This window comes from Alsobacter sp. P4_H11, from assembly GCF_056400925.1.
Genome location: NZ_JBFUKI010000003.1, coordinates 266,605 through 292,828, shown reverse-complemented (window position 1 = coordinate 292,828; position 26,224 = coordinate 266,605). Strand labels below are relative to the sequence as shown.

25 protein-coding genes are annotated in these 26,224 nt (G+C 70.1%); 13 read left to right on the top strand and 12 right to left on the bottom strand.

Going from position 1 to position 26,224, the window contains the following annotated elements; genetic code table 11:
• Positions 1 to 72: 72 nt before the first annotated feature.
• Positions 73 to 1,635, bottom strand: coding sequence for a xylulokinase (locus AC1DSZ_RS07085; protein WP_476837665.1), 1,563 nt, complete (start codon positions 1,633 to 1,635; stop codon positions 73 to 75).
• A gap of 4 nt (positions 1,636 to 1,639) precedes the next feature.
• A complete protein-coding gene (locus tag AC1DSZ_RS07080; protein WP_476837664.1) occupies positions 1,640 to 3,307 on the bottom strand; it encodes a methyl-accepting chemotaxis protein in 1,668 nt (555 codons plus the stop codon).
• A gap of 197 nt (positions 3,308 to 3,504) precedes the next feature.
• On the opposite strand from AC1DSZ_RS07080, the gene AC1DSZ_RS07075 reads away from it, so the two are divergent.
• The 6 genes from AC1DSZ_RS07075 (at position 3,505) to AC1DSZ_RS07050 (ending at position 9,002) form a co-directional block, all read left to right on the top strand.
• Positions 3,505 to 4,200, top strand: a complete 696-nt coding sequence (locus tag AC1DSZ_RS07075) for a DUF1684 domain-containing protein (RefSeq protein ID WP_476837663.1) — start codon at positions 3,505 to 3,507, stop codon at positions 4,198 to 4,200.
• Positions 4,201 to 4,291: 91 nt separating this feature from the next.
• Positions 4,292 to 5,170 (top strand): glycine betaine ABC transporter substrate-binding protein, encoded by an 879-nt coding sequence (locus AC1DSZ_RS07070; RefSeq protein ID WP_476837662.1) that lies wholly within the window; start codon positions 4,292 to 4,294, stop codon positions 5,168 to 5,170.
• A 45-nt stretch (positions 5,171 to 5,215) separates the two neighbouring features.
• Positions 5,216 to 6,730 carry an HAL/PAL/TAL family ammonia-lyase gene (locus AC1DSZ_RS07065; protein ID WP_476837661.1) on the top strand — a complete coding sequence of 505 codons (1,515 nt, stop codon included), beginning with the start codon at positions 5,216 to 5,218 and terminating at the stop codon, positions 6,728 to 6,730.
• Positions 6,727 to 7,356 (top strand): ABC transporter permease, encoded by a 630-nt coding sequence (locus AC1DSZ_RS07060; protein ID WP_476837660.1) that lies wholly within the window; start codon positions 6,727 to 6,729, stop codon positions 7,354 to 7,356. The genes AC1DSZ_RS07065 and AC1DSZ_RS07060 overlap by 4 nt, the downstream gene beginning before the upstream one ends.
• 16 nt (positions 7,357 to 7,372) lie before the next feature.
• The gene (locus AC1DSZ_RS07055) at positions 7,373 to 8,005 is read left to right on the top strand and encodes an ABC transporter permease (protein ID WP_476837659.1); all 633 of its coding nucleotides are present in this window, start codon (positions 7,373 to 7,375) and stop codon (positions 8,003 to 8,005) included.
• Between the two features lie 16 nt (positions 8,006 to 8,021).
• Positions 8,022 to 9,002 (top strand): ABC transporter ATP-binding protein, encoded by a 981-nt coding sequence (locus AC1DSZ_RS07050; protein WP_476837658.1) that lies wholly within the window; start codon positions 8,022 to 8,024, stop codon positions 9,000 to 9,002.
• Here the strand turns inward: AC1DSZ_RS07050 and AC1DSZ_RS07045 are convergent.
• Genes AC1DSZ_RS07045 through AC1DSZ_RS07035 form a run of 3 tightly spaced genes read right to left on the bottom strand, consistent with a single transcriptional unit; the run spans position 8,999 to position 11,435 of the window.
• Positions 8,999 to 9,808 carry a phosphate/phosphite/phosphonate ABC transporter substrate-binding protein gene (locus AC1DSZ_RS07045; protein WP_476837657.1) on the bottom strand — a complete coding sequence of 270 codons (810 nt, stop codon included), beginning with the start codon at positions 9,806 to 9,808 and terminating at the stop codon, positions 8,999 to 9,001. The two genes, AC1DSZ_RS07050 and AC1DSZ_RS07045, sit on opposite strands and share 4 nt — an antisense overlap.
• On the bottom strand, positions 9,805 to 10,815 hold the full coding sequence (locus AC1DSZ_RS07040; protein ID WP_476837656.1) for an ornithine cyclodeaminase family protein: 1,011 nt from the start codon (positions 10,813 to 10,815) through the stop codon (positions 9,805 to 9,807). Before AC1DSZ_RS07040 ends, AC1DSZ_RS07045 begins: the two co-directional genes overlap by 4 nt.
• A 29-nt stretch (positions 10,816 to 10,844) precedes the next feature.
• Positions 10,845 to 11,435, bottom strand: a complete 591-nt coding sequence (locus AC1DSZ_RS07035; protein ID WP_476837655.1) for a hypothetical protein — start codon at positions 11,433 to 11,435, stop codon at positions 10,845 to 10,847.
• A gap of 324 nt (positions 11,436 to 11,759) precedes the next feature.
• Between AC1DSZ_RS07035 and AC1DSZ_RS07030 the strand changes: the two genes are divergently transcribed.
• Complete coding sequence (locus tag AC1DSZ_RS07030) at positions 11,760 to 12,542, top strand: sulfite exporter TauE/SafE family protein (protein WP_476837654.1); 783 nt, start codon at positions 11,760 to 11,762, stop codon at positions 12,540 to 12,542.
• A 10-nt stretch (positions 12,543 to 12,552) separates the two neighbouring features.
• On the opposite strand, the gene AC1DSZ_RS07025 is transcribed toward AC1DSZ_RS07030, so the two are convergent.
• Positions 12,553 to 14,160, bottom strand: a complete 1,608-nt coding sequence (locus AC1DSZ_RS07025; protein WP_476837653.1) for an FAD-binding oxidoreductase — start codon at positions 14,158 to 14,160, stop codon at positions 12,553 to 12,555.
• Between the two features lie 148 nt (positions 14,161 to 14,308).
• Here AC1DSZ_RS07025 and AC1DSZ_RS07020 point away from each other — a divergent pair, with 148 nt between their 5' ends.
• The 6 genes from AC1DSZ_RS07020 (at position 14,309) to AC1DSZ_RS06995 (ending at position 19,709) form a co-directional block, all read left to right on the top strand.
• The gene (locus AC1DSZ_RS07020; protein ID WP_476837652.1) at positions 14,309 to 15,091 is read left to right on the top strand and encodes an IclR family transcriptional regulator; all 783 of its coding nucleotides are present in this window, start codon (positions 14,309 to 14,311) and stop codon (positions 15,089 to 15,091) included.
• Between the two features lie 200 nt (positions 15,092 to 15,291).
• A complete protein-coding gene (locus tag AC1DSZ_RS07015) occupies positions 15,292 to 16,458 on the top strand; it encodes an ABC transporter substrate-binding protein (RefSeq protein WP_476837651.1) in 1,167 nt (388 codons plus the stop codon).
• Positions 16,458 to 17,345 carry a branched-chain amino acid ABC transporter permease gene (locus AC1DSZ_RS07010; protein WP_476837650.1) on the top strand — a complete coding sequence of 296 codons (888 nt, stop codon included), beginning with the start codon at positions 16,458 to 16,460 and terminating at the stop codon, positions 17,343 to 17,345. Before AC1DSZ_RS07015 ends, AC1DSZ_RS07010 begins: the two co-directional genes overlap by 1 nt.
• 1 nt (position 17,346) lies before the next feature.
• Entirely contained in the window at positions 17,347 to 18,249 is a 903-nt protein-coding gene (locus tag AC1DSZ_RS07005) for a branched-chain amino acid ABC transporter permease (protein ID WP_476837649.1), read from the top strand.
• Positions 18,242 to 19,042: an ABC transporter ATP-binding protein gene (locus AC1DSZ_RS07000; RefSeq protein WP_476837648.1), complete on the top strand. Its 801-nt coding sequence runs from the start codon at positions 18,242 to 18,244 to the stop codon at positions 19,040 to 19,042. Before AC1DSZ_RS07005 ends, AC1DSZ_RS07000 begins: the two co-directional genes overlap by 8 nt.
• Positions 19,014 to 19,709 carry an ABC transporter ATP-binding protein gene (locus tag AC1DSZ_RS06995; protein ID WP_476837647.1) on the top strand — a complete coding sequence of 232 codons (696 nt, stop codon included), beginning with the start codon at positions 19,014 to 19,016 and terminating at the stop codon, positions 19,707 to 19,709. Before AC1DSZ_RS07000 ends, AC1DSZ_RS06995 begins: the two co-directional genes overlap by 29 nt.
• A 171-nt stretch (positions 19,710 to 19,880) precedes the next feature.
• Here the strand turns inward: AC1DSZ_RS06995 and AC1DSZ_RS06990 are convergent, their stop codons facing one another.
• From AC1DSZ_RS06990 to AC1DSZ_RS06965, 6 genes are all read right to left on the bottom strand, one after another.
• Positions 19,881 to 20,774: an isocitrate lyase/PEP mutase family protein gene (locus tag AC1DSZ_RS06990; RefSeq protein ID WP_476837646.1), complete on the bottom strand. Its 894-nt coding sequence runs from the start codon at positions 20,772 to 20,774 to the stop codon at positions 19,881 to 19,883.
• Positions 20,775 to 20,804: 30 nt separating this feature from the next.
• Positions 20,805 to 21,317 (bottom strand): 3-isopropylmalate dehydratase small subunit, encoded by a 513-nt coding sequence (locus tag AC1DSZ_RS06985; RefSeq protein ID WP_476837645.1) that lies wholly within the window; start codon positions 21,315 to 21,317, stop codon positions 20,805 to 20,807.
• 12 nt (positions 21,318 to 21,329) lie between these two features.
• Entirely contained in the window at positions 21,330 to 22,586 is a 1,257-nt protein-coding gene (locus AC1DSZ_RS06980) for a 3-isopropylmalate dehydratase large subunit (RefSeq protein WP_476837644.1), read from the bottom strand.
• 37 nt (positions 22,587 to 22,623) lie between these two features.
• Positions 22,624 to 23,523: an MBL fold metallo-hydrolase gene (locus tag AC1DSZ_RS06975; protein WP_476837643.1), complete on the bottom strand. Its 900-nt coding sequence runs from the start codon at positions 23,521 to 23,523 to the stop codon at positions 22,624 to 22,626.
• A 109-nt stretch (positions 23,524 to 23,632) separates the two neighbouring features.
• Positions 23,633 to 24,667: an ABC transporter permease gene (locus AC1DSZ_RS06970; protein WP_476837642.1), complete on the bottom strand. Its 1,035-nt coding sequence runs from the start codon at positions 24,665 to 24,667 to the stop codon at positions 23,633 to 23,635.
• A gap of 53 nt (positions 24,668 to 24,720) precedes the next feature.
• Positions 24,721 to 26,220, bottom strand: coding sequence for a sugar ABC transporter ATP-binding protein (locus AC1DSZ_RS06965; RefSeq protein WP_476837641.1), 1,500 nt, complete (start codon positions 26,218 to 26,220; stop codon positions 24,721 to 24,723).
• Positions 26,221 to 26,224: the final 4 nt, after the last annotated feature.

Below are 26,224 nucleotides of genomic sequence, written 5' to 3'. Positions count from 1 at the left end.
AACCGTGCGGAGCGCTCACACTAGGAGGCGCTGCCGCTCTGCGCCAGCCGGTTTGGGCGGCGATTCAACCGATTATCGCGCCGGACCCAACTTCGCCAGCGCGTGTGAGATCGGCGTGAGCGCCGCTTCGGCTTGCCGGAAAAGCGCATAGCCGGCGTCCAGCCGCGCCGCGCGCCCAGGGTCGGGGCTGTAGACGGCCGCCGGGGCGGCGAGGCGCTCCTGCGCGGCCTCCAGGCTTTCGCCGCCGGTCGCCGCCGCCGCCGCGGTCGCAGCCGCCACGGTCGCAGCCGCCGCGGTCGCAGCCGCCGCGGTCGCAGCCGCCGCGGTCGCAGCCGCCGCGATTGCGCCTCCGAGCAGGCCGGGCTCCGGATGCGCGGCGGTGACCACCGGTATCCCGCACACGTCGGCCTTCACCTGCGCCCAGGCGGGGCTCGCCGAGCCGCCGCCGCCGAAGCGGATCTCGGCGGGCCGGAACCCCAGCGCCGCCTCGGCGCGCTCGAACACGATCCGGTTCAGGAAGGCGACGCCCTCCAGCACCGCCCAGGCGCAGTCCGTCGCGGTGTGGCGGCGATCGAGCCCCACGAAAGCGCCGCGGAGCAGCGGGTCCCAGTAGGGCGTCCGCTCGCCCTGCAGATAGGGCAGGAACAGGAGCGGCTGGGCGAAGCGCTCGCCCGCCAGAAGGCGGTCCAGCGCCGGGCCGGTCGCCTTGTCGCCAAAGCCCAGCAGGTCCAGCGCCCAGCGCAGCGCGTCCGCGCCGTTCTGCCCGGGGCCGCCCAGATGCGTGAGGCCGCCCCAGTCGACGCTCATGAGACCGGGCGCCTGCGCGGGCGTTGTCGAGAAGACCCCGACGACTTCGGTGGTGCCCGAAAGATTATACGCGCCGCCATGGCGCAGCGCGCCAAGGCCGAGCACGGACGCCCAGGTGTCATGCGACATCATCACGACCCGCGCGCCCGCAAGCCGGCCCAGCGCGCCGGGGAGGCCGCTCTGCACCGTTCCGACGACGCTGGCCGGGGCCGGCAGGTCGGGCGTGGGATCGGCGAGGCCCGCCGCCACGAAGAGCGAGCCGCCGCCCGTGACCGGTTGGCGGCAGGCGGCCAATCTGGCCGACGCGATGGGGTCCGACGCGAGACGGCCGGTCAGGCGGGCGTTGAGCCAGTCCTTCGGCTCCAGCACGCGCGCAACCGCGGCGGCGCGATCGGGAGCTGTCCGGCGCAGCCAGGCGAGCCGCGCCAGAGGATGAAACGCGTTCACGAGCGGGGTTTCGGGGTGGTCCTGCGGCAGCATCGCCCGGAGCGCATCCGCGTCGGCGGCCGAGCGGGCGTCCGCCCAGGTCAGTGCGGGGCCGAGCGCCCGGCCGTGGGCGTCCACGAACACCTGCGTGCGCGTCACGCTCGTGATCGCAACCGCCGTGACGGCGGCGAAGGCCGCCCTCGCCACGCTCTCGAGCTCCTCGGCGGCGTCGGCGAGCAGCGTCCACCACGTCTCGGGATCGGCGTCGGGGCTTCCGGCCGGGCCGAAGGGTTGCGGCCGGCTCGCCATCGCGACCACTTCGCCGTCGCCCCCCACCAGCGCGGCGCGCAGGCTGGTGCCGCCCAGGTCCACCGCGAACGTCGTGTGATGCACGGGCGCCATGGCCTCAGGCCGCCTGCACTTCCCGCAAGAACCGATCCACCGACGTCCGGAACTCGGAGGCGAGCTGGCCCATCTCGCGCGCGTCCGCGAGCACGCGCAGCGCGGCCACGCTGGTGCCGTCCGCGGTGCCGGCCGTGAGCGCGAGCGACTGGTCGAGCTGGCCCGCGCCCGCCGCCGCGCTCGAGATGCTGGATGCAATCTCCGCCGTCGCGACGGTCTGTTGTTCGATGGCGCCGGCGATCTGATCGGTCACGCCGGAGATTTCGGCCACGATGCTGTCGATCTCCGCCATGGCCTGCACGGCCTGGGCGCCGCTGCCCACGATGTCGTGGACCGTGCCCGTGATGCCGTCCGTGGCCTTGGCGGTCGCGGCCGCGAGCGACTTCACCTCGGCGGCCACCACCGCGAAGCCGCGGCCGGCCTCGCCCGCGCGGGCGGCCTCGATGGTGGCGTTCAGCGCCAGCAGGTTGGTCTGCTGTGCGATGCTCTGGATCAGCGCCAGCACGCTCTCGATGCGCGCGCCGGAGGCGGCCAGCTTGGAGATCGAGCCCTGAGTTACGGTGGTCATCTCGGTGGCGCGGCGGACGATGCCGCTGGCCTCGCCGATCTGCGTCGCGATCTTCTCCACCGACTGCTCGAGCTGCTTGGCCGAGTGGTCGATAGAGCCGACGTCCTTGGAGGTCTGGGCCGCCGACATGGCGGCCGAGCGGGTGTGCTGGTCGACGATTTGCGCCGCCTGCGTAAGCTCGCCCGCCAGCCCCTCGAAGCTCGCCGTGAAGGCCCCCATCCGCTCCAGCGCGGAGGCCACGTGGAGCCTGAATTCGTGGATGGCGGTCTCGATGCGGGTCTGGCGCTCCTTCTCGACCGCGCCGGCCCGCACCTTGGCGTCGAGCTCGTTCTTGAGTTCGGTCTGGAGCCGCAGCGCCTCCACCACGCGCGCCAGCGTGCCGATCTCGTCCGGGCGCCGCAGGCCCGGGACGCCCACCGAGGTGTCGCCGCTGGCGATCCGCTGAAGGAGGTCGATATGCTGCGAGATCGGCCGCGAGATGCTGCGCGTCAGGTAGCGGTAGAGCTGCCCGGCCAGCAGCAAGGTGACCAGGAGCGCCAGCACGGTGGCGAAGCGCAGACGCTGGGCGAAGCTCGCCGCGCCCACCGATGATGCGTCGAGCGCGTCGCCGATCTGGCCGCGCAGCTCCGCCGCCATGCGGCCGAGTTGTCGCGTGTCGTCCGTATAGCCGTCGATGCGCCGGAGAAGGTCCGCCGGGTCGCTCGGAGGTCGATCCGCCAGCGCGGAGCCATCCGCGATGTGCTGGACGAGCCGATCCCGCAGGACCGGAACCTCGGGAGCCAGAGCCGGATCGATGCTGGCCAGGAACTGCAGCGTGCCGTTGAGCTTTTCGCGCGTGGTCCTGACCTCGTCCGTCACCGCCGCCCCGGCGGCCGGGTCCACCGCCTTGCGGATCACGCGACGGTCGAACGCCTGCACGTCGATCACGCCGCGGTAGAAACCTTCGAGGTTGTGCGCCGACTCCCGCGTGCTCGCCACGCTGGCCATCAGCCAGTAGGTCGACATGATCGCCGATCCGCCCACCGCAAGGGCCAGCAACGCCACGCCGCCCACCACCACGGACGCGTGGGTTTTGATCGATACGCCTCGAAGCCAGCGAAACATTGCGCAGAATTCCCTCTGCCTCAACACAAAGCAGAGCGGTCCTAATACTGCCTTTACGACTATGACCATCGCGAGCGCGCCGGCGCGGTTTCGCCGTCGATGCGCCCGGCCCGAAGCGCCGCCTCGCAATGAAACCCTTTCCGTTCGACGTGCGTTCTCGACCGGCGCGAACTGCGCCGTGCTCCGGGGACCCGTCGATGCTGGACGAACAACACACTCGGGAGCGCGGCGACGCACGCGCCAAGCTGGATCTCTACGCAAGCCTCCTCGACTGGCGGCGCACGGTCGGCGACCTCTACGCCGACATCCGCATGATGGAGCCCGAGGAGGGCTGGGCGTTGTGGCGCGACACGCGCGACCGCCTGTTCCGCAGCCACGCGCAGTCGCCGCTGTCGCAGGCTCGCCGGACCCAGTTCGAAGGCGTGAACTACTTCCCCTATGATCCCGCGCTGCGCTTCACCGTGGGGTTGCAGCCTGCCGACGGGCGCGAGACGCTGCAGGCCGAGGCCGGCAAGGACGGGCTGATGACGCTCGTTCCCTTCGCGCTCACGCAGGGGCTGGAGCAGCCGCTCGGCAAGGAGCTGACGCTCTACTGGATCAACGGCTATGCGGGCGGGGTCTTCCTGCCCTTCAACGACGCCACCAATGGCTGGACGACCTTTGCGGGCGGGCGCTACCTGCTCGACACCATCAAGAGCGCCGATCTCGGGGCGGCCGAGGATGGGCGGCTCATCCTCGATTTCAACTTCAGCTACTATCCGTCCTGCGCCTATTCGGAGGCCTGGGTCTGCCCGCTGTCGCCGATCGAGAACCGGTTGAAGCGCGCCATCGCGGGCGGCGAGCGCGACGCGCCGGACGAGCGCCGCGAGCCGGCGGGGCTGCGCCTCGTCTGACGGCGAGTTGATGAGCCTACCGCCATTGAACGCTTGCGCGCCGGTTTTCAACCGATAGCCTGACGGCATGATCCTCCGAGGGGCTTTTCCGATGCGTATCGCGCCTGTTCTCGCCGTTGCGGCGACCTTCGTCATTTCCTCCCTGTCGGCCGTGTCGGCCCAGACCATCAAGATCGGCTCCAAGAACTTCACCGAGCAGTTCGTGGTCGCCGAGCTCTACGCGGCCGCCCTGGAAGGCGCGGGCTTCAAGGTGGAGCGCAAGATCAACCTCGGCGGCACGCTGGTGGCCCACGAGGCGCTGAAGAGCGGCGCGATCGACCTTTATCCCGAATACACCGGCACCGGCCTGAACGCCGTCATGAAGGCGCAGGGCGTGACCGAGACGGATCCCGAGAAGGTCCGCGGCATGGTGAAGGCCTTCTACGAGAAGGAGTTCAACCTCACCTGGCTGAAGCCGTCCGGCATCAACAACGGCTACGCGATCGTGGTGCGGCCCGACACCGCCAAGGAGTATGGGCTCAAGACCCTGAGCGACCTCGGCAAGGCCTCCTCGAAGCTGAAGCTCGGCGCCGGCGCCGAGTTCGTGGATCGCCGCGACGGCATCAAGGGCCTGAAGGAGGTCTACGGGGCCGAGTTCCAGGAATTCAAGCAGTTCGCCGCCCTGCGCCTGCGCTACGACGCGCTCACCCAGAAGCAGGTCGACGTCGCCAACGGCTTCTCGACGGACTGGCAGATCGCGGCCGAGAAGTTCATCGCGCTCGAGGACGACAAGTCGCTCTTCCCGCCCTACTACCTCGCCCCGGTGGTGCGCCCGGACATCGCCGCCAACGAGAAGGTGGTGGCCGTGCTCGAGAAGGTCGGCGCGGCGCTCGACAATCCCACCATGCAGGAGCTGAACCGGCAGGTGGAGGTCGACAAGAAGGAGCCCCGCACGGTTGCGGCCAACTTCCTGAAGAGCAAGGGCCTGTGACCTGAGCCTCGGGCCAGGTCCGTGGGGGCGGAACCTGAACACGACATGGTGACGTTCGGCGCAAGCGCCATCGCGCTCGCCGACATCGTCGCGGTCGCGCGCCGCGCCGCGCCGGTGCGCCTCGACGCGAGCGCAGGGCCGCGCCTCGCGGCGGCCCGCGCCGTGGTGGATCGCGCGCTGGAGCGGGGCGACGCCGTCTACGGGCTGACCACGGGACTCGGCGCCGCCGTCGATACACGGCTGTACGCGAGCCAGATCGCGGCCTTCCAGGCCCGCGCCATCCGGGCCAGGGCGGTCGGGGTGGGCGAGTGCATGGCGCCCGATGAAGTGCGCGCCATGCTGGCCGCCCGCCTGGCCGGGCTCTGCCAGGCAGCGTCCGGCATTTCGCCGCCGCTCGTGGACGCTGTCGCGGCCCTGCTCAACAAGGGCGTGACGCCGCGCGTGCGCCGCATCGGCTCGCTCGGCGAGGCGGATTTGAGCCCGCTCGCGCAGGCCTTCCTGCCGCTGATCGGCGACGGCGAGGCGGAGCATGACGGCGTCGTTCTGCCGGGCGCAGACGCCATGGCGGCGGCCGGGCTCACGCCCGTGACGCTTGGCCCCAAGGACGCGCTGGCGCTGCTCAACAGCAACGCCCAGAGCATCGGCCTCGCCACGCTGGCGCTGGCGGACCTTCGCACCGTTCTGGAGGTTGGCCTGCTCGCCGGCGCGCTGTCGCTGGAAGGCTACCGCGCCAACCTGTCGCCGCTGGATCCCGATCTCAGCCGCATGCGCCGCCTCGACGGCCATGCTGCTGGCGTGCGGGCGCTGCGGGCCGCGCTGGATGGCTCTGCCCTGTTCCACCCCGGAACCGCCCCGCGCGTGCAGGATCCGATCTCGTTTCGCTCCTTCGCCCCCGTGTTCGGCTGCGCGCTGCGGGCCTGCGATGCCGCGGAGGCTGTCGCGGCAGCCGAACTCAACGGCGTCGGCGACAGCCCGGTTGTGCTGCCCGGGCGGGACGCCATGCTGTCCAGCGTCAATTTCGATTCCACCGAGCTCGCGCTGGCGCTGGAAGCCGCCGGTCTGGCGCTCTCCCATCTCGCCGCGATCTCGGCCGCCCGCATCACCAAGTTGATGTCGCCGGGCGCGAGCGGCCTACCGCGCTTTCTCACCCGCCATGGCGGATCGCATTCTGGCTTCGCCACCACGCAGAAAACTGCCTCCGCGCTGGAAGCCGAGATCAGGCATCTCGCGCATCCGCTCGGCGCCCTCACGATCCCGGTCGCGGACGGCGTCGAGGATTACGCCCCGATGACGCCCGCCATCGTCGACAAGCTGCACGCGGCCGTGCGCCGCTTCGCCCGTCTCGTCGCGATCGAGCTCGTGGTCGCCGCGCAGGCGGTCGACCTGCGCGAAAGCGCCACGCTCGGCCATGGCGCGGCTCTTGCGTATGGGTTCGTGCGCGCCGCCGTGGCGCCGCTGGACGACGACCGCCCGATGGGACGCGAATACGAGGCTCTGGCGCTGCGCATCCTCGACGGCGAGCTGCCCTGGCGGCTCGCTCCGGCGGGCGGCGCCGCATGAGCTGGCTGGTCGAGAACTACGACCGGCTGCTGGTCGCCCTGTGGGAGCACATCCAGCTTGTCGGCGTCGGGCTGGCGATCTCGCTCGCGCTCGGCCTGCCGCTCGGCGTCGTGGCGGCGCGGCGCCCCGGCTTCGCGGTGTTCATCCTGCTGGTCTCGGGCGCGCTCTACACCGTGCCGGCGCTGGCCATCTTCGCGCTGCTGATCCCTTATCTCGGCCTCGGCTTCTGGCCCGCCATCGTGGCGCTGGTCGCCTACGCGCTGCTGATCATCATCCGCAACGTTTCGACCGGCCTGCGGCAGGTCTCGCCCGACATTCTCGACGCAGCGCAAGGCATGGGCTACGGCCCGATGCGCCGGCTCTTCGCCATCGAGCTGCCGCTCGCCATGCCGGTGATCGTGGCGGGCATTCGCATCACGGTCGTCACGCAGGTCTCGGTCGCCACCGTGGCGGCCTTCATCAACGCCGGCGGGCTGGGCGACATCATCTTCCAGGGCATCACGCAGGACTTCGGCGAAAAGGTCGTGATCGGAGCCATTGCGACCTCGGCGCTCGCGGTGGCGTGCGACGAGGCGCTGCGCCGGATCGAGATGCGGCTGCGCGCCGCGCAGGCGGACGCCCTGTGATGGCGGGTGCGCGCTGATGCTCCGATGGATCGCCGACAATCCCCGCATCTTCACGGTGGCGTTGCAGAACCACCTATGGCTCTCGGCCGCCGCACTCGCGGCCGTGCTCGTGATCGCGCTGCCGCTTGGACTGGCGCTGACGCGCCGCCGCGCGCTCGCGGGCGCCGCGATCGGGGTCGTCAACGTGCTGCGCACGGTGCCGTCGCTGGCGCTGCTCGTGATCATGCTGCCGGTGCTCGGCACCGGCTTCCTGCCATCCGTGGTGGCGCTGACGCTGTACGGCCTGCCGGCGCTGCTGCTGAACACCTATACGGGCCTGACCGAGGTGGACCGCGACATCGTCGACGCGGCGCGCGGGCAGGGCTTTTCGGACCGGCAGGTCATGACCCGCATCGAGATCCCGCTGGCGCTGCCGGTGGTGTTCGCCGGCGTGCGCACCGCTGCCGTGCAGATCGTCTCGGCCGCCACGCTGGCGGCCTTTATCGGCGGCGGCGGGCTCGGCGAGCTGATCACCTCCGGGATGGCGAACTTCAACTTTCCGCAGCTTGTGGCCGGCGCGCTCGCGGTGGCGCTGCTGGCGCTGGCGGTGGAGCTCGCCTTCGCCGGGCTGGAACGGCTGATGACGCGCTCCACGGGGCTTCGCGACTGATGAAAGGCGCAAGGGCGTGATCAGGCTGGAAGGTGTCAGCAAGCTGTTTCCGGGCGCGGCCCGGCCCGCCGTGGACGCGCTGGACCTGGAGGTGCCGGCCGGCCGCACCTGCGTGCTGATCGGCCCCTCCGGCTGCGGCAAGACCACCACGATGAGGATGGTGAACCGGCTGATCGAACCCAGCGCGGGCCGCATCATCGTGGAGGGCGAGGACGTCACTACGGTGGACCCCGTGGGCCTGCGCCGGCGCATCGGCTACGTCATCCAGCAGGTCGGGCTGTTTCCGCACATGACCATCGCCGAGAACGTCGCGGCCGTGCCGCGGCTGTTGGGCTGGCCGGAAGCGCGGATCCGCGAGCGCAGCGCCGAGATGCTGTCGCTGGTGGGGCTGGAGCCCGGGCAGTTCCTGTCGCGCCATCCGCGCCACCTGTCGGGCGGCCAGCGCCAGCGCGTCGGCGTCGCCCGGGCGCTCGCGGCCGATCCGCCCGTGATGCTGATGGACGAGCCGTTCGGCGCCATCGACCCCATCGTGCGCGGGCGCCTGCAGGACGAGTTCCTCGACATCCTGCGGCGGCTGAAGAAAACCGTGATCCTGGTCACGCACGACATCGACGAGGCGATCCGCATGGGCGACCTCGTCGCCATCATGCGCGATGGGCGCCTCGTGCAGTACGCCGCGCCCGAGCGTTTGCTGGCCGCGCCCGCGGACGCCTTCGTGGCCGATTTCGTCGGCGCCGACCGGGCGCTGCGCCGCCTCTCGCTGCTGCGCGCCATCGACGTCGCGGAGCCGGGCGACGGCGGTGGGGACAATGGTCGCTTGCGGCTGCCGGGCTCCCTCTCGGCCCGCGACGTGCTCTCGGCCCTGCTGGCCGAGGGCAGGGACGCCGCCATCATCCTGGACGGGGAGGGGAGGCCGGCCGGACACCTCTCGCTCGCCGCCATCCAGCGCCTGAGCGTGCTCGACAACCCGCATCCGGAAGGGACGGCGCGGGCCTAGCCGGGCCGGCCGTAGCCGGCGCGGTCAGCGGCTGCGGCTTCGTCCCGAAGAACGGCGTAATCGGCGGCCGCGGCGGCGGCGAAGCCGGACAGCTGAAGCCGGCCGAGCAGCGCCTGGCCTTCGGGATCATCATGGAGCCCCAGCACCGCGCCGCGCAGCCGGTCGAGATCGTCGGCGTTGACGCCCGGCGACGCTGCGAGCAGCGGCATGGGGCGCGGGGCCGTAGCGCCGACGACCCGGAGCAGGGCGGCGGCCTCGGGCTCGTGCGCAAGCAGCAGGTCGTGGAAAAACGAGTCGAGCGGGCCGATGTCGACCCCGCCCGAGAGCACGGCCTCGATCACCCGGCGCGGCGTCTGGAGCCCGCCGACGCTCGCGGCGTAGAGCGGCTGGCCGCCGGCGGCCTGCCAGAAGGGCAGCAGATGCGTCCGCAGCGCCTGGAAGCCCGACTGCGAGTGCTCCGCCGTCCAGCCGATGCGGCCGCCGAAGCTGTCTTCCAGCGTCCGGATCGGCCCGTCCGCCCGCACGATCAGCCGCGTGGCGTAGCGCGGGCTCCCGTCGCCGCTGGCCGGAACGGGCGCGGCCACGGGCCGGAGCCCGAAGCCGCCCGTCGCGAACGGAAAGCCGCAGATGAAGGCGAGCCCGAGGTCCGGCCGCCGCCACAGCTCCTCCAGCGGCGCCGGCGCGGCGTGGGGGATCACCTCGAGCGGGACGCCCGCCAGGGCGGCGATGCGCCCGAACAGCGCCGTCCACGCCGCCGCCACGGCGGCGTTCACCGCATACATGCGCGCGTTGGCGACCAGTCTCACGCGTAGCGCAACCGCTGGCCAAGCCCCATCCGGCCGGCCTTCTCGAGCATGAAGTGCCCGAGCGCGATGTCGGACAGCGACAGCCCGCGGTGCCAGAACAGGATGGTCTCGTCGTCGCTCTCGCGCCCGGGCTTTCGGCCGGCGACAATCTCGCCCATCTCGGCATGGAGCGTCTCGGCCGAGAGCTTGCCGGCGTCCACATGCGGGCGCAAGGCCCCGAACGGCCCGCCCTTGCACTGGCCCCAGTCGTCCACCACCAGCTTCGCCATGATGTCGGTGAGCGACAGCTCCACGGCGCTCATGGTGCCGTACGGGACCACGAAGGCGCCGGGCTTGATCCACTCGGTCTTCAGCAGCGGCTCCGGCGCGTTGAGGCGCGAGGCCTCCACGACGATGTCCGCGCCCTCCACGCAGGAGCGCCAGTCCGGCGTCGCCACGACGCGCTTGCCGAGATCGGCGCTCAACCGCTCCGCGAAGGCGTGGCGGCTCTCGGGCCGGCGTGAATGGACGCGGATTTCGTCGAAGTCGAACAGCGAATCGAGCAGCCGCACGTTCCAGTAGGCCGTGCCGCGCGCGCCGATGTGGCCCAGCACCCGCGAGCCCTTGCGCGCCAGATGCTTGGCCCCGATCGCCGTCACCGCGCCGGTGCGCATGTCGGTGAGGTGGCTGCCGTCCACGATGGCCTTGGGGACGCCGTTCAGCGGATCCATCAGCAGGAGCAGCCCCATCTCGGAGGGCAGCCCCTGCTGGTAATTGTCCACGAAGTCGCCGATCACCTTCACGCCGGCCCGGGCGATGGGCGCCCGGAAGGCGCCGCGCAGCACATTAAAGTGGCCGTTCGCGCCCGCGTTCGGCATCAGGTGCATGCGCGGCTCGATCACGGTCTCGCCGCGGCCCTGGGCGGCGAGGCCCGCCTCCACGGCGTCGATGATCTCGGCGTCCGTGAGCTGGAGCGCCTCCACGTCGATGGCGTTCAGGTAATCGATATACAACTCGGCCTTCGACATGCCGGCGCGCTCCTGCTCTCTCGTTCGTCTTACGGATCGTCCACCGTCACGCGGGCGGTGGTCACCTGGTCGCCCTTCTGCTCGGCGTTCAGCGTCACCTGCCGGCCCGGAACGAGGTTCTCGGCCGAGCCCTGCGCGAAGGTGAACACCTTGGTGTCGGGCGTCAGCGCGATGGTCTTCTCGCCGCCCTTGTAGGTCAGCTTCATCGCCTTGCCGTCGCTCGTGTCGACGGTTTCCGTCATGGTGGCGTTGGTCATCGTGCTCTCGGGAAGCAGGTCCCACTTGAAGTGGCCTTCGCTGGTTCCCCGCATGGCGGCCGGGAAGATGAAGATCTCCACGGCCTTCAGCGTCTCGCCGGTCGCCGGCACGGCCGCCACGCCGACGAAGTCGTTGGGCTTGATCTGGCTGGCCTCGGCGCGCACGCGCCGGCCGACCGTCAGGTTGGGCGGGAGCTGGACGTTCACGGTGGCGCCCTCTCGGGTGCGAACCTGGAGCACGCTCGCGTTGGCGCTCACGATTGCGCCGCGCAGGCGCGCCGTCTGGGCGCTCGCGCCTGTGGCCGTGACCGCCGCGAGGCCGACCGTCGCGAGGGTGAGATTGAGGAAGAAGGAAAACCGCATGCGGGATGCTCCGGAGGGGGATGCCGCATCCTCGACCGCCCGCCTGCGTCGCGCCACCCCACCACACGCAGCTTTGATCGGATTGGCGGATTTGTCGTTGAACTCTTTCTCTCGACCGCCTCGCTTGCGAGCGGAGCGAAGCCTCCTGCCCCCGATGACGAGATGGTGTTCCATCAGCGGTCAGCGGCACTGCATCCCATCCGCGCCCTTCGCGCAGCGCTGCCGGGCGCTGGACGCGGCTTGACGCGGCGGGCGCTTGGCCCGATCGGTTGCGGGCGCCGCGACCCATTCACGCGCGGTCGCCGAGCGTGAAAGAGGGATGGCGTGACGGCGTATCTGGAAGGGGCTCTGGCCGGGCTTGCGCTCAGCCCCGGCGTCGTCGCGATCCTGATCGCCGTCGTGCTGGGCGCGGCGGTGCTGCGCGGCTTCACGGGCTTCGGTTTCGCGATCGCGGCGGTGCCGCTGCTCAGCCAGGTCGTGCCGCCGCTGGTCGCCGTCACGATGTCGCTGTGCATGCAGACGCTGGGCGGGCTCATCGACCTGCGCCGGTCCTGGCGCGACTGCCACCGCCCGTCGTTGCGCTGGCTCCTGACCGGCGCGCTCGCCGGGTCGCCGGCCGGCATGGCCCTGCTGGGCGTGGCCCCGGCCTCCATCGCCCGAATCGCGATCGGCGGAATCACGCTGATCGCCGCGGTGTCGCTGGCGCGCGGCGCGGCGCTGGCCGCCATGCCCGGAAAGGCGGTGACGCTCGGGGCCGGGCTGCTCGCCGGGATCTTCAGCGGCCTGGCCGCCATGCCGGGCCCGCCCGCCGTGGCCTACTACCTCGCCTCGCCGGTCAGCCGCGTGCAGGCGCGCGCCTCCATGCTGGTGTTCTTCTTTCTGACGTCCACGCTCGCGCTCGCCAGCGCGCTCTGGCTCGGCCTCGCCGACAAGCGCGCCCTGGTGCTGGCCGTGATCGGAATGCCCGTGATGGTGCTCGGCGTGCACGCGGGCAATCGCGCGTCCCGCCACGGCGGCGAACGCACGCACCGGCTCATCGCCATCGCGCTCCTGGTCGTGATCGCGGTCAGCAGCATCGCGCGCGGCGGGCACGAGCTCTGGCCCTGAGGCGGCGGCCTCACCGCACCTGCCCGCCCCTCAGCCCCAGCGATCCCGGGTTCATCAGCCCGCGCGGGTCCAGCGCGCGCTTCACGTCCTGCAGCAGCGACCAGGTTTCCGGCTTCAGGATCTCGGCGAACGGGTAGTCGCGCGCGATCTGCCAGCTGACGCCGCCGAGGCCGGCATAGAGCTCCTGCGTGGCGCGGCGCAGCTCCGCGACGGCGTTGCGGGTTTCCGGGTTGGCCGGGCGGTTCATCCAGGGCTTGACGATCTCGGCCCCCACGCTGGCCGCGTGCAGGGGCGTGATCTCATCCGTCCAGTAGAAAGCCGGCTCCAGAAAGAACTCGTTGCCCACCGTCATGCTCATCACCGAGTAGACGATGCCGTGGCGCTCCATGAAGGGCCGGCGCTCGGCGAAGAACGCCTCGTTGGCGTCCACCACGCGCTGGGCGTCGCCGAGCGGAAACACCGCGTGGATCGGCACCCACCGCTCGCCGTTGAGGCCCAGCATGCCGCGCACTGGCCCGAAGGGCTTCGCGCGCATCACCTTGGGCACGCTGTTCTCGATCTCGGTGCCGTGCGCCCGGCCGATGGCGCTCAGCGCCGCCATGCCCTTGCGCAGGTTGTCCGCGTCGGCGGCCTCGGTGACGATGTGGAGCGTGTAGTTGTGCGCCTTCAGGAAGCCCGCGCCCGCCACCGCCACGCCGGCGGCCGCCTTGACGCCCTCCAGCAGCGACTTGCCGGACGTCGCCACCGCGCCCAGCGCCTTCAGCCCGTCCGAGATGCGGTTCACGCTCGCCGAGTGCTGCGCCTTGGTGCGGTCGATGCCGAAGCCTTCCGCCACCAGGCGGGTGCGCGCCATCTCGACCTGCGCGGCCGCCATGGCGTGGAGGCTTTCGAAGCCGAAGGACAGGAAGCCGGCCTCGGCCGGGCGCGGCCACAGCCGCAGCGTCGCCGAGACCTTGACGCCGAAGGCGCCGTTGTCGCCCAGGAAGAGGCCGGTGAGGTCTGGCCCGCCCTCGCGCGTGAAGGGCTTTGTCCCCTTGCGGCCGCCCGATCCCGTGGTGGCCACGCGCCCGTCCGCGAGCACAACCGTGACGCCCAGCACGGCTTCCGCCACCGTACCGTTCAGGGCCGAGCCGAAAAACGCGCTGTTCTGCGAGAGCGCGCCGCCCACCGTGGCGTTGACGCCCGACAGCGGGCCCCAATAGCCGGTGCGCAGGCCCGTGCCTTCCAGCGCTGCGTTGACGCTCTCCCACGTGCATCCGGCCTCGACCGTGATGTAGCGGTCGTCGGCGTTCACCTCGACGATGCGGTTGAGCTTGCGCGTGTCGATCACCACCGAGTCGGCGCGGTCGGGCAGGTAGCCCTTGGTGTAGGACATGCCGCCGCCGCGCGGCACTACCGAAAGGCCGTGCTCGGCCGCGACCCGTACGGCTTCGGCCACGTCCTCGCCGGTTCGCGCCATCACGACCGCGAGGGGCGGAATGCCGGGCTGCCAGAAGATGTCGTTGGCGTAGTAGTCGCGCGTCTTGGCGTCCGCGAGCACGCGGTCGTCGCCCAGCGCGCGCTGCAGGGCGTCCAGAGCCATCAGGTCGTCGGCTCGAATGTGATCCGTCATCGACATCGGGCGCTCCTCCATTCGGGGCGGTTCGTCGCCCGCCGATTTGGGGCGGATCGAACCACCGCAGGCCGCCGCGTGTCAACTTTCGACTTCCATTTCATACTGTGACATGGCTAGTCTACGGCAGACCGCGAAAGCTGCCGGACGATCCATGGCCGAGACCGACTCCCCCACCCAGAATGTCAGGGCCGTCACCCGGGCCCTCTCCGTGCTGTCGTCGTTTTCGGGCAAGAGCGTGCAGTCGCTGGCCGAGGTCACCAACGCCACCGGGCTCGACAAGGGCACCACGCGCCGCTTGTTGCTGACCCTGATGAGCAGCGGCTTCATCGCCCAGGACCCGGCCACCCAGCATTATCGCCTCGGCCGCGCGATCCGTGACCTCGCCGCCAACGTGGCGGACGATCTCGACCTGCGCAGCCTCGCGCTGCCGGTGCTCACCGAACTCGCCGGCGACGTGCACGGCACGGCCTTTCTGTCGGTCTACGACGAGGGCGACGTGGTGTGCCTCGACCGCATCCACGACATGAAGGGCATCGAGGTGCACTGGTGGGCGGTGGGCGGCACCCTGCCGTACAACTGCGGCGGCGCCCCCAAGCTGCTGCTCGCCTATCAGGAGCCTGCCGAGATCGAGCGCGTCCTCCGGCAGCCGGCCGCCGCCCTCACGCCCAAGAGCATCACCGACAAGGCCGAGCTCGAAGCCTCGTTGGCGAAAATACGCGAGCGCGGCTGGGAGCTGGCGGTGGACGACGTGGCGCTTGGCCTGTCGGCGCTCGCCGTACCGGTGCGGGGTCGAGACGACGCCATCGTGTGCTCGATCAGCATCGCCGGCCTCACGCCGCAGATGGTGGCGCGCAACAAACCTGTCCATCTTGCGCGTGTGCAGAACGCCGCCGCCGCCATTGAGCGCCGCCTCAAGGGGGCCGGGCGGAGCTAGCGTATCACTCTGTGAAACACGGGTTGTGGTTTGACAGAGAAGAGCCGTTGGCGCTAGTTTGGGTTGTGGCCGACGAGGCCGTGAGAACGCCGTAGCCGACGCTCGAAGAGCCGCCGCCCCAAGGGCGACGACGTCGCGGGCCCGGTCCACGACGGTTCGACGATGATCAGCAAGATCACGCGAAAGATCGGGGAGGGAACATGAGCAAAGCTTCCGCAGCCGCGCGCAAATTGCGTGGCGTTCTGGCCGGCGCCGCGGCGCTCGCAATCGGCTATGCCGGAACCGCCGCCGCCGCTCCGGCGGCCGGCGAATACGGCGTCGGCTTCATCACCGAGAACACCGGCCCGCTGGCGGCCGCCGGCGTGTCCTATCATCGCGGCGCGCAGCTCGCGGTCGACGAGATCAACGAGGGCGGCTGGATCGGGCAGGGCGTTAAGCTCAAGCTCAGCGAAAAGGAAAGCGGCTCCGACGCGGCTCGCGCCGTGCAGGCGCTCACGCAATTCTCGGCCGACCGCAACGTCGTCGCGGTGACGTGCTGCATCCTGTCTCCAGTGGCCGCCGCCCTGAAGCCGGTCACCACCAACGCCAAGCTGCCGCTCGTGATCTACGGCGCGACGCTGCCCGGCCTGCCGCAGCCGCCCTTCGTCACCTCCATCGTGGGCCTGCCCGGCCCGCAGGAAGTGAAGATGTCCAAGGTGCTGGCCGAGACCCTGAAGCCCAAGACGGTGGCGTATTTCGTCAACGCCGACAACGAGGGCTTCCAGAACCGGCTCAAGGCCGCTCAGAAGGTGATGGACGACGCCGGCGTCAAGAATGTCGGCGTGGTCAGCATCCTGTCCGCCGACACGGATTTCACCGCCCCGGCCACCCAGGCGATGGCGACGAACCCGGACCTCATCATGGTCTGGACCACGCAGACCCCGGCGGCCGGCATTATCGCGGCGCTGCGTTCTCGCGGCTACGCCGGCAAGATCGCTACCTCGGACGTGATTTCGCCCGCGCCCGTGTTCAAGAAGATCGGCGCGCCGCTGGCCGGCATCCCGTTCCCGATCATCTTCTCGTCCGAGATCTCCAGCACCCCAGAGGCGAAGAAGTTCGTCGAGGGCTACACCAAGAAGTTCGGCGAGGCCCCGGATACCTATTCGGCCCAGGGCTACACCTCGCTCTACTACATCGCGCAGGGCATGAAGGCCCTCGACGGCAAGCCCACGCGTGAGGACCTCGCGGCCTCGATCGGCAAGATCCAGTCCATCGACTACAACGTCTATGGCGGCGTGCCGATGGTGAACGGCCAGGCCGAAGTCCAGAACTCCCTGATCGCCGCCTGGACGGCGGACGGAAAGGTCGTGCGCTGGGAGAACAAGTGATGCAGCTCTTCGTCGAGCAGCTGATCAACGGCTGGGCGCTGGGTTCGCTCTACGCCCTGTTCGGGATCGGCTTCGGCCTCGTCTTCTCCACGCTCGGCATCCTCAACGCCGCGCACGGGACCTATGCGAGCTGGGCCGCCATCGCGGGCTACTACGCGGTGGAGCGCTTCGGCGTCCCGTTCCCGGTCGCGATCGCGGCGGGCGTGATCGGCGGCGGCCTCCTGGCCGTCGTCGTGGACCAGATCGGCTTCCAGCCGCTCCGGGCCAAGAAGACCGGCATGCTCGGCGCGCTGATCACCAGCATCGCGTTCTGGATCATCCTCGACAGCCTGGCCGGTTTCGCGACCGGCCAGCAGAGCCTGGCTTTTCCGGCCGCGAGCTACCCCAACCAGATGGTCGTGATGGGCCCACTGCGCGTGCCGCAGATGCAGATCATCACCATCCTGGCGCTGTTGTTCTGCACCATCGGCATCCACCTGCTGATCCAGAAGACCCGCATCGGCGCGGCCATGCGGGCGGTGGGCTGGAACGAGGTCGCGGCGGCGCTTGGCGGCGTCAACGCCCGCATGGTGATCCTGCTCACGGCCTTCCTGGCGGGCGCGACCTCCGGCCTCGCCGGCGTGCTCGGCGGCATCTCGACCTCCAACGTGTCCTTCACGCTGGGCGAGGGCCTGATGCTGAAGGGCTTCGCGGCCGTGGTGGTCGGCGGCTACGACGACGTGCGCGGCACCGCCATCGCGGGCATCTGCCTCGGCATCATCGAGGTCTTCGTCGCCCAGTACATCTCCACGAGCTTCCGCGACGGCTTCACCTACATGCTGCTGCTCGCCTTCCTGATCGCCCGTCCGCGCGGCCTGTTCGGCAGCGCCAGCTTCGTGCGGGCCTGAGATGGAGACGCTCCTCGACCTCTGGGCCGCTTATGGCAGCACCGTCACCTTCGCGATGGTCAACGCGCTGTTCGCGCTCTCGACCTATGCGGTGCTGTCGACCGGCGTGCTGAGCTTCACCACGGTGGTGTTCGCCGCCGTGGGCGGCTTCCTGGCCGCGCAGCTCTCCGGCAAGTTCGGCCTGCCGCTCTGGGCGGCGTTTCCGGCCGCGGCGCTGGGCGGCGGCTTTGCGGCCGCCGTGGTGGCTTTCGCGTTTCTGCGGCTCGAGAGCCACTGGATGGCGCTGGCGAGCCTCGCTCTGGTGCTCATCACCCGCGTGACGGCCCTGAACGCGCCGGCGCTCACCGGCGGCGTCAACGGCCTGATCGTGCCGGTGCGCGTCGAGCCTCTGGAACTCGCCATTCTGCTGGCGCTGTGCACGGTGGTGTTCTGGCGCCTGCACCGGTCCTGGTTCGGCCTCGCCTCCCGGGCCGTGCGCGAGGACGCCGCGGTGGCGTCCACCATGGGCATCAGCCCCTATCGCATCCAGTTCATCGCCTTCCTGATCAGCGGCGTGGTGGGCGGCCTCGGCGGCGCGGCCCTGGCGTTCACGCTGCAGTTCATCTCGCCCGAGACCTACTTCATCGGCATCGCCTTCACGATGATCGCCTCCACGGTGCTGGGCGGCTCCTTCCACTGGCTCGGGCCGATCATCGGCGCGGCCGTGTTCACGGCGCTGCCCACCACCATGCAGGCCATCGTGCCGCAGATCGAGGACGTCGCGAAGGGCGTCGTGCTGCTGCTGATCATGATCTTCCTGCCGCGCGGCCTCATCGACCCGCGCGCCTGGGGGCTGAAGAAGGCCGCCCGGCTGCGGGAAGAAACCGAAGCCAAGCGCGCCGCGGAGCCCGCCGCCCATGCGTGACGCCGGCCCCCTCCTCGTGCTCGACCAGGTCGTGAAAACCTTCGGGGGCGTCGCCGCCGTGGGCGGGCTCACGGCCCATGTCCGCCAGGGCAGCGTCCATGGCCTGATCGGCCCCAACGGCGCCGGCAAGACCACGGTGATCAACCTGATCACCGGGCTCTTCCACCCGAGCGCCGGCAGCATCCGCTTCAACGGCGCGAAGCTGGAGGCCATGGCCCCGCAGGACATCGCCGCCAAGGGCATCTCGCGCACCTACCAGAATGTCCGCCTGTTCAGCGGCATGACGGCGCTCGAGCAGGTGATGACCGGCTGCTACCTGCGCCGCGGCGTCTCGCTGTGGTCGTCCTTCCTCGGCCTCCCGGCCGCGTCCTCCGCCTGGCGCTCGACCCGCGAGCAGGCCCTGCATCTGCTGGACCGGGTCGCGATGGCGCATCGCGCCGACGAGCTGGCCGAGACGCTGAGCTATGGCGAGCAGCGCCGCATCGAGATCGCCCGCGCGCTCGGCTCCGACCCCAAGCTGCTGCTGCTCGACGAGCCCACGGCCGGCATGAACCATTCCGAGGCGGAGGCGGTCGGCCGCCTCGTCCACGAGCTGCGCGACGCCGGCCTCACCATCCTGATGGTCGAGCACAACATGAGCCTCGTCACCGCCTTCTGCGACAGCTGTACGGTGATGAATTTCGGCCGCCTCTTGGCCGAAGGGGACCCGAGGACCTGCATCGCCGACCCGGCCGTGCAGGAAGCCTATTTCGGACGCAAGAACGATGCTGACCGTATCCAAGCTCTCCGCTAGCTACGGGGCGATCCAGGCCGTCCGGGGCATCGACCTCCAGGTCAAGGCCGGCTCGCTCTGCGTCGTGCTGGGCGCCAACGGCGCCGGCAAGTCGACCACGCTGCGCAGCATCGCCGGGCTGCACCGGCCGGTGTCGGGCTCCATCAGCCTCGACGGCGCCGAAATCTCGCGGCTGCCGCTGCACAAGGTGGTGCGCTCCGGCCTCGCGCTGGTGCCGGAAGGCCGCATGGTGGTGGCGCCGCTCACCGTGGAAGAGAATCTCGGCCTCAGCGCCTTTGCGGGCCGCAACGCGGACCCCGAGCTGCTCGACAAGGTCTACACGCTGTTTCCGCGCCTGGCCGAGCGGCGCCTGCAAAAGGCCGGCCTGCTCAGCGGCGGCGAGCAGCAGATGCTCGCCATCGGCCGCGCGCTGATGACCCGGCCGCAGATGCTGGTATTGGACGAGCCCTCGATGGGCCTCGCGCCCTCCATCGTCGACCTCGTGTTCCAGGCCATCGTGGCGCTGCACCGCGAGGGCCAGTCCATCCTGCTAGTGGAGCAGAACGCCGCCATCGCGCTCTCGGTCTGCGACTACGGCTACGTCATGCGCCGCGGCCAGATCGTCGTCGAAGGCACGCCCGACGCGCTGAAGCAGAACCCCGAAGTGCTGGAAGCGTACCTGTCGTAAGGGGCGCAACCCACCCTCCCCTTGAGGGAGAGGGTCTACGGCCAAAGGCCGGCGGGGTGGGGTGCAGCCGGGGGAGGGCGTTGTTGGCGGGGTGATCCACGCCCGGAGTCACCCCACCCCGCCGCTGCGCGGCGACCCTCCCCCTCGAGGGGAGGGTAAAGAGCGCGCCCCTCACTCCGCCGCGAAGGCCTTCGGCGGCGGCGCAGTGAGGTACTTCAGCTGCAGCGCCTCGATTTCCTTGAAGCCGATCATCTCGATGAAGGGGTCGTGGCCCATGGTCGGCCGCGGCAGGTTCTTGGTGGTCTTGTCGCGCACCAGCGCGGCGAGGTTTTCCTGCAGCGCGGTCGCGATGCTCATCAGCGGCACGAGCGGGAAGGTGGCGAGCCCGGCCACGCTGGCGATCTCGTCCGGGGACAGGTTCTTCTCCAGCCAGCCCAGGATCTGCAACGACAGCGGCACGCCGCAGGCTTCGCGCAGCGCGCGCAGGCCCTCGATGGTCTTGAAGGTGCGGCTGATCGGCTGGATCACGTCCGCGCCGGCCGCCACATAGGCCTTGGCGCGCTCGATGGCCTCGGCCTCGGTGGCCACGTCCGTGCGGGCGACGATCAGCATGTTCAGGTTGCGGCGCGCCTCCACGGCGGCCCTGATCTTGCCGACGGCCTCGTCCATCGGGATGGTCTCGACCCCGCCGACGCAGATCGGGCAGCGCTTGGGCGCGACCTGGTCTTCCATGATCACCGCCGCGACGCCCGTCGCCTCGAACTCCCGGATGGTCCGCATCACGTTGATGGCGTTGCCATAGGCGGTGTCGATGTCGGCGATCACCGGAATGTCGACCACGTTGGTGACGTTGCGGACGACGCCGAGGTTCTCGGTCATCGTGTAGAGCTCGGCGTCCGGCATGCCGAGCAGCGAGGCGGAAACGCCGAAGCCGCTGGTCAGCAGGGCGTCGAAGCCGGCGGCCTGGATGAAGCGCGCCGACAGGGCGTCATACGCGCCGGCGGCCCAATGCGTCTTCTGCGCCAGCACCTTGGCGCGGAAATCCTGGTGTCCGGTGAACGGCATGGTGGTGGCTCCTTGAGGGGGGTGCGGCGGCTACACGGCCGCGACGGGGCGCTTCAGGTAGGGAACGAGGCCGCCCGCATCCAGCATCTCGCGGTCGGCGTAGGACAGCGGCTCCATCGGCAGCGAGCGGCCCTTGGTGAGGTTGCGGACGAGGTTGGCGTCCCAGTCGACCTCGATCTCGTCCCAGCGGTCCACGAGCGACAGGATCCCGGGGCAACTCGCCTGCGGGAAGCCCATGCTGATCTCGCCGCGCCAGTAGCCGGGCGAGAAGGACTCGGCGATCACGCCGCTCACCCCCAGATGCCGCATGGCGCGCATCGGCGGGTAATGCGGGTGGCCGTAGCCGAAGTTGTGCGCGCCGACGATCACGTCGCCGGTCTTCACCTTCGCGTGGAAGTCCGGGTCGTAGGAGAGCATCGCCACCTTGGCGAGCTCGTCCACGTCCGTGATCTTGATGTTCTTGACCCCGACGATCTGGTCGACGTCGAAGTTCTCCTCGTCGAACACGAAGGCGACGCGGCCGTGCAGCGGTTTCAGCGCCATGGCGTCCTCCCGTCAGAGATATTTGCGAGGGTCGGCGATCGCGCCCTCGATGGCCGAGGCCGCGACCGTGGCGGCGTTGCAGAGGTAGATCTCCGAATCCGGGCTGCCCATGCGCCCGCGCACGTTGAGCGTCCCGGTCGAGACCGCCCGCTGGTTGGCCGACATGGTGGCGATGCGGCCGAAGCAGTAGTCGCAGCTCGGCGACGAGATGAACGCCCCGGCCTCGGCCAGGATGGAGATCAGCCCCTCGCGCCCGGCCGCCGCCATGATTTCCTGGCTGGTCGGCACCACGTTGAGCTGGAACCCGGCCTTCACCTGCCGGCCCTCCAGCACCTTGGCGGCGATGCGCAGGTCTTCCAGCCGCCCCGACGCGCAGGAGCCGAGATAGCCGGCGTTGATCTCCAGCCCGAGGAATTCGGACAGGTTGCGCGAATTCGCCGGCGTCGGCGGGATCACGACCAGCGGCTCGAGGTCGGTGAGGTCAAGGTCGTGCACGGCCGCGTATTCGGCGTCCGGGTCGCTCCACACCGGCTCGATCTTCTTCTTGGCGCGCGGCATCGCGTAGGCGAGGCGCACGTCGTCCGGGTTCACGATCGCCGTCACCGCGCCGGTGAACATCGCGAGCCCGGTGATGGTCTGCAGCCCCTCGGTGGAGATCTGCGAGAGGGCAGGGCCGCCGATCTCCAGAACCTGGAAGCGGCAGGAGGCCGGGCCCAGCGTGCGCACGAGATGGTGGAACACGTCGCGCGCCATCACGCCCTTCTGCAGCGTGCCGCGCAGGTTCACCCGCACGGTCTGCGGCACCTTGATGGAGATGCGCTCGCGCACGAACGCCTCCAGCAGGTTGCGGCGGATGCCCATCGCGAGCGTCCCGAAGGTGCCGAGCTGGCTGATATGGCCGTCGAAATGCACCACGAAGGCGCCCGGCACGGCGTAGCCCACCTCGGCCGCCACCTGATGGCCGATGCCCTTGCGCTCATACAGCGCGACGCCGTTCTCGGCGCACCACTTGCGGGTGCCGATATGGAGTTCTTCCTCCTTTGGCGTTGTCGCCGGCACCATGTGGTCGATGAAGATGGCGTAGCGGTCCGGCTCGGCGACCCGTTCGATGCCGAAGTCCTCCTTCATCTGCTTGAAGTAGACGTCCGTGTAGCCGGGGAAATCATACGCGATCACGAAGTCCGGCTTGGCCATGACCTCGTCGCCGGCCTTCACAAATTCCTTGCCGGACACCCGGGCCAGGATCTTCTCGGTGATGGTGTAACCCACGTGCGATCTCCTCGGGCAGGCTCGCGCCCGCCCTCTGTCAATGGCCGGCGGCGTCGGCCGGCTTGAACGTGAAGCCGCCCGGACGGCGGCCGATGAAGCCCGCATGCGGCGGGCCGAAATGGGAGGGCAGCAGCAATGCGCCCGTGTCGGCGCAGTGCTCCAGCAACTTGAGGCGCGTTTCGCGCGCGGCGTCCTGGTCCTCGCAGAAGCAGCTGTTCAGGTCCGGCGCATAGATCTGGATGGGCTGATGCAGCACGTCGGCCGAGCACACGAAGCTCTCGCCATCGCGCTCGTAGACGAGGTTGAGCTGCGTCGCCGTGTGCCCCGGCGCGGCCACGACCTTGAGGCCCGGCAGGATCTCGTCGCCGTCCTCCACGAAGTCGACCAGCCCCGCCTCTACGACGGGATCGACGCTGTCGCGGATCACGTCGACGTTCTCTGGAAGGCGCGCGCGCCCGTCGCCGCCCTCGCGCCAATGGTCATATTCGGCCCGGCCGAAGAGGTAGCGGGCGTTCGGAAAGGTCGGGACCCAGCGATCGCCGTCCCGGCGCGTGTTCCAGCCGACATGGTCGATGTGGAGATGCGTGCAGAACACGATGTCGACGTCCTCGGGCCGCACGCCCGCGGCCGCGAGATTGTCCAGGTAGGGAAAGTCCAGCATGTGGAAGCGCCGGAACAGCGGCAGCGCGCGCGCCTTGCCGTTGCCCGAGCAGGTGTCCACCAGGATCGTCTTGCCCTGCAGCCGGATCAGCCAGGACTGGATGCTCGACATCACCTTGCCGCTGCCGGCGTGGAAGAAGTTGGGGCCGGCGAGCTGGGGGTGACGTTCAAGCAGCGCGGCGTCGAAGCCGGGCAGCAGGAACCGGGGCTCGAAGCCCTGCTCCAGCACCTCCTCGACGCGGGCGACAGAGACGCCGCCGAGCTGAAAATTCGCCACAGGCGCACTCCCTTGGGCGCAGTCTTCTTGGCCCAAGGGTTACCACGCAGCACGCATCCTGCCAATCAGCAAAATGCGTTTCATCAGATGACACGCTCATGCGCGCGGTTCAACCCGCGCCGCGATCTCCCGTGCGCAGCTTCTCGGCGTAGACGTTGATCACCAGCGCGGCGAGCAGGATGAGGCCGCGGATCAGGATCTTCAGGAAGCTGTCGATGTTCACGTGGTCGAGGCCGTTGTTGAGCACGCCCAGCACGAAGAGGCCCAGGATGGTGTTGCCGATGCCGCCCCGGCCGCCGAACAGGCTGGTGCCGCCCACCACCACGGCCGCGATGGCGTCCAGGAGGTAGCTGTCGAACTCGTTCTGCTGCGCGCTGCCGAAATAGGCCACGCCCAACATGCCGGCGACGCCGGAGCACATGGCCGAGATCACCAGCGCGGCGCCGACCACCAGGCCGGCGTTGACGCCCGAGTTCTCGGCCGCCTCGCGGTTGCCGCCCACCATGTAGACGTAGCGGCCGAAGCGCGTGTAGGTGAGCACGAGGTGGGCGACCAGCAGGAACAGGGCCGCCACAATCACGATCCAGGGCACGCCCAGGAAAGACCGCGAGCCCAGCGTGGTGATCAGCGGCGGCACCGAATAGGCGATCTGGCCGCGCACCAGCAGCGCGCTCACGCCTGCGCCGATCTGCATCATCGCCAGGGTCATGATGAAGGACGGGATGCCGATCCGCGTCACGCCGACCGCCGTGATGAGCCCGAGCAGGCCGCAAGCCGCGAGCGCAAGCAGGATCGCGATGGGGCCCGGCAGCGGCAGGTTGGCGATCGCCACGCTCGCGTCCTGCAGGGTGAAGAACGCCACCACGATGCCGGTCGCGTTGGCGACGGCCGCGACGCTGAGGTCGATCTCGGCCGTCAGGATCACGAAGGTGAGCCCGACCGCGATGATCGCCGTCACCGAGACCTGCTGCAGGATGTTCCAGACATTACCCATGCTGGTGAAGGACGGGCTCGCGATCGAGAAGAACAGGATCAGGAACAGCAGCGTCAGCAGCGGCGCGATGTTGCGCAGGCGATGGCTCAGCCATCGGCCGGCCCGGTTGGCGAGGGGAGGCCGGCTTTGCGTGGCGGATGCAGCGTCCATGAACGGGTCCCCGGGATGAAATCAGCGGCCTGCCGCAATGGCGGCGACCTGTGTCAGGCCGCCGCGAGCAGATCCTCCTTGGAGATCGCCATGTCGGCGAACTCCCGCACGACCTCGCCCCGGCGCAGCACCAGGATGCGGTCCGCCATCGACAGAACCGTCTCGGGCTCGGTCGACAGCACGATCACGGCGATGCCCTGCTCCTTGAGCGAGCGCACGATGCGCACGACATCCTCCTTGGCCCCGACATCCATGCCGCGGGTCGGCTCGCACAGCACGAGCACGCGGGGCGGGCGGGTGAGCCAGCGCGCGAGCGCGACCTTCTGCTGGTTGCCGCCCGACAGCGCACCGAGCCGCGTCCCGGGGCCGGGCGCGCGGATGCCGAGCGTCCCGATGTGGCCGGCCGCGATGGCGCGCTCTCGGTCGGGCTTCACCCACAGGCGCGAGATCGTCTCGAGGATCGAGATCGAAATGTTGCGGTAGATCGGCTCCTCGGAAAACAGCATGGCGCGCCGGCTCTCAGGCACGAAGGCCATGCCGGCCCGCTTGGCCGCGGCCGTTCCGGCGAGCCGGGCCGGCTGGCCGCCGATGCGCATGGCTCCGCGCCTGGGCTGGATCTTGCCGAACAGCGCGCGCGACAGCTCGATCTGGCCGCAGCCCATGTAGCCGTAGACGCCCAGCGCCTCGCCGGCCCGCACTTGGAAGCTGACGTCCCGGAACGCCGGCGCGTGCGAAAGGCCGACGGCCTCGAACGCGATCGGCGCATCCCGCGGCGTCGCGAGCTGGATGGAGCCCATCCAGCTTTCCTCGAGGTCCGCCGCCTGCGCGCCGATCATGCGCTCGATCAGCCAGCTCTTGTCGGTGGCCGGCGACACGCGCTCGGTCACGACCTTGCGGCCGTTGCGGAACACCGAGACCACGTCCGAGATCCGCAGGATGTCGTCCAGGAAATGCGAGATGAAGATGATGCTGCGGCCTTCCTCCTTGAGGCGGCGCAGCACGCCGAAAAGCCGCTCCGTCTCGGGCGGCGACAGGGCCGAGGTCGGCTCGTCGAGGATGATCACCTCGGCGCCCGAGAACAGCACCCGCCCGAGCTCGACGAGCTGTTGAACGCCGATCGGCAGGAGGCCGGCCGGCGCGTCCACGTCGATTTCCAGCCCAAGCCGCGACAGCAGCTCGCGCGCGCCGCGGCGCATCGCGCCCCAGTCCACCATCCCGAAGCTGTTGGTGGGCTGCGCGCCGAGATAGACGTTCTCGGCCACGCTCAGGTCCGGCGCGATGCTCAGCTCCTGGTGCACCATCCCGATGCCGGCCGCCAGCGCGTCCCGCGAGGCGCGAAAGCGCACCTCGCGGCCACGCACCCGCATGATCCCGACGAAGTCCGGGTGGACTCCGGCGATGATCTTCATGAGCGTGCTCTTGCCCGCCCCGTTCTCGCCCACGAGGCCGTGGATCTCGCCGGGCGCGAGCGCCAGGTCGACATCCCGCAGCGCCTGGACTCCGCCAAACGCCTTGGAGATGCCGACCAGTTCGAGGATGGGCTCGACCGCCATGGCG